The sequence below is a fragment of the Pseudomonas sp. P5_A12 genome, from assembly GCF_056400685.1.
Genome location: NZ_JBFUKU010000453.1, coordinates 1 through 2,972 on the forward strand (window position 1 = coordinate 1; position 2,972 = coordinate 2,972).

3 protein-coding genes are annotated in these 2,972 nt (G+C 53.0%); 1 reads left to right on the forward strand and 2 read right to left on the reverse strand.

Going from position 1 to position 2,972, the window contains the following annotated elements; all coding sequences use genetic code 11:
• Positions 1 to 78: 78 nt before the first annotated feature.
• Positions 79 to 699 (reverse strand): winged helix-turn-helix domain-containing protein, encoded by a 621-nt coding sequence (locus AC1DSG_RS29745; RefSeq protein ID WP_477794065.1) that lies wholly within the window; start codon positions 697 to 699, stop codon positions 79 to 81.
• Positions 700 to 1,621: 922 nt separating this feature from the next.
• On the opposite strand from AC1DSG_RS29745, the gene AC1DSG_RS29750 reads away from it, so the two are divergent.
• Complete coding sequence (locus AC1DSG_RS29750) at positions 1,622 to 2,008, forward strand: hypothetical protein (protein WP_477794066.1); 387 nt, start codon at positions 1,622 to 1,624, stop codon at positions 2,006 to 2,008.
• A gap of 2 nt (positions 2,009 to 2,010) precedes the next feature.
• Here AC1DSG_RS29750 and AC1DSG_RS29755 read toward each other — a convergent pair.
• The coding region (locus AC1DSG_RS29755) for a sigma-54 interaction domain-containing protein (RefSeq protein ID WP_477794067.1) at positions 2,011 to 2,972 on the reverse strand (962 nt) is incomplete at its 5' end.

Below are 2,972 nucleotides of genomic sequence, written 5' to 3' on the forward strand. Positions count from 1 at the left end.
GCGGGTCATAAAATTTTATATTCAGATCCAGAGCCTTCGCGACATCGTCATGACTCTAAATGTATTCTTTCGCATTGATCAATGCCTGCAGAGCGGGTCATAAAATTTTATATTCAGATCCAGAGCCTTCGCGACATCGTCATGACTCAAAATGTATTCTTTCGCATTGATCAATGCCTGCAGAATCTGCATTTCCGAATAAGAAATTTCCAGCTTCTTTGCAAGACCAAATAGACAGAGGCGCGCCTGATCCAGGATTAACCTTACTTCTGATTCCGACTCGAAATTTTCAAACATCTCGGACAGCAAGCTTGTTTTTTCATAATGATCAACAGGCAGCTTAATGCAATGATCAGCGCCGGCAAGATAGCACTGCACTTTCGGGATCGTTCCAGAATAAGCGAACACTAGAGAAATTTGCGCAGACAAATTCTGGAGCCGAACTTTGGTGACAAACTCAATGACTTCTTTAAAATCGGACGAAGTATTGACTTCAATGATGATGACCTGGACAGAACCTATATTGGCAACTTGTTCCAGAGGGGTGCAGTAACTTAAGGCATCAACGCACAATGCGTCCGATACAATAAGTTGCTTTAAGTTCTCCGCCAAAGCCCCGGTACGCCCAAACACCAAGACGGCCGTTCCTTGTTCTTTGAGTTTGCATCCAGCACTAATCATCAGATCTAACTCACACATAGCGGCACATTAATATTGCCACATATGTCAAAAACATCTCCTGACAATTTATAACATTTTGAGAGGTTATGCTCTTTGCAGCGAGCAACTAATCCTGCCTTCCGTCTGGACGAGATGGCTCGTCGGGTCGAGGTGTCAGACACCCTGACAGCGCTGTTTTTTTGCGCTGAACTCAAACGCGAGGCTTGTCCTCGGCGAGCCGGCACCATGCCAGTGGGCTGACCAGATTCAGCAGGCGACAAAGGTCCGACCACCCGTACGGAGAGATTGTGGGTTAGGTTGTTCAACGGGACCTCCTCATGACTGGCTTCAGTGGGTGCGGTGAAACAGCCGGGGCAAAAGCTACTGCACGCGGGAGCGCCAAGAGCTGATTACCGACCTTCGCTTCTGCCAACTGAACGCAGTTATACATGTCACCCATAATTCTGCTCTGAAATACTCTGAGTCGCGCTCCGAGGAACGTTGAAAAATGCTGAAAATTGCTGAAAACCTTTGAAATAACGCCTTCTGAAGGCCAAGAAGCGCGTTTTAACTCACCTTTCTACCCGATCATTGCGCCCGCATTTTTAGTGAAACGGGCACTGCCGGCGCATCAAAGCACCCCGACTACTCGTCGGGTTGAGCGTCACGTTGAAATTTTGCCGCAAGTAAACTCTGGGCTGGCTGGAAACCACACAGAAGCAATTGCATACGGCGGGATGCATGAGGGAAGCGCGAATTAGGCGCGGCACTATACCATTTGGTTAATCAGACATAACCAGCAATCAAATACCACTTGTCTGAACGCCTGTGATCGTGGCTGTAATGTCGATGTTACACACACCGCAGGTTCACCGCCGGACACCGCGAACGCGAGCCCATACGACAGCTATAGTTAATGGCCTTGGGGAATTGCGCGAAAACCGATTACACAGGTGTTGCCATGAACAAAACCAATCTGACGCTGCTATTCACTGTTTGCCTGGTTGTTGCAAGCGCCGCCCACGCAGACGACCGCATGACGCCTACTACCGATTACAGCAGTGAATTCAACTATTACGGGGCCGACCAACCTTTCGCCCACCCCGCTCCACCTTCCATGAACATAATACCGCCGGGGTCATACATCCCGACGTCGCCCCAGCAGTTCATACCCATTTCAAGCGAGCACGTGTTCTACGATTCACAATTGCCAACGCTCGCCGATGCCTCAGTTCGGGTGTTCATTCGCACTTACGATGCCGTGCATGGCGTGTACGTGAACGAGGAAGTCCTCGATCCAAGTTGCACTCTCGAGTGTCTCAGTCGTCAGGGACCGATGTTGCAATAAGCCTACCACTGGCGTTTATCCGGGCGTGCCAGGCCGAGTTTCTCGATCCGGTAGCGCAACATGTCTCGACTCAGGCCCAACAGCCGAGCGGACTTGGTGACGTTCCAGTCGGTCTTGTCGAGCATCTTGCGCACCATGTCGCGCTCGACTTCGGGCAAGTTCATCGACTCGGTGCCGTTGTAGACCGGGCGCGGCTCGTGGTGTTGTGGCTCATGCTGATACATCGGCGGGTCATCCACCAGGCTCAGGCAAACGTTCAGCTGGTGTGTGGCGATGGTATCGCTCTGGGCCAGCAGCACCGTTTGCTCAAGCATGTTGCGTAACTCGCGCACGTTGCCCGGCCAGCTGTAGCTGAGCAGCAGTTCTTCAGCCTGATCGCTGAAATGCAGGTTCGGCTTGCCGTAGCGTTTGCCGTGGACCGCCAGGAAATGCCGGGCCAGCAGCAGAATGTCTTCGCCACGGGCATACAGGCGCGGCACCTTGATGGAAATGATCCGCAGACGGAAGAACAGGTCACGGCGAAACTTGCCCTGCTGGACCATTTGTTCAAGGTTGCAGTTGGTGGCGCTGATCACGCGCAGATCGACCTTGCGCTCCTTCACCGAACCGACTCGACGAATGGTCCGGTCTTCCAGCAGCTTCAGCAGCTTGGCTTGCAGCAGCAAGTCCATCTCACCGATTTCATCGAGAAACAGCGTACCGCCATCGGCCGCTTCCACCAGGCCGACACGGCGGTCCTTGGCGTCGGTAAAGGCGCCTTTCTCGTGGCCGAACAGTTCCGACTCCACGAGGTTGGAAGGGATCGACGCGCAGTTGAACTCAATGAACGGGCCTTTGCTGCGTGGGCCGTCGAAGTGCAGCGCCCGGGCCACCAGTTCTTTACCGGTGCCGGTTTCACCTTCTACCAGCACGGGCGGCAGGTCGGTGTTGGCCATGCGTCGTTCGGCATCGAGTAACTGGGCGA

Excerpts from the sequence above, each read along its gene's own strand:
- AC1DSG_RS29745 (WP_477794065.1), bottom strand. The coding sequence starts at position 699 with ATGTGTGAGTTAGATCTGATGATTAGTGCTGGATGCAAACTCAAAGAA.
- AC1DSG_RS29750 (WP_477794066.1), top strand. The coding sequence starts at position 1,622 with ATGAACAAAACCAATCTGACGCTGCTATTCACTGTTTGCCTGGTTGTT.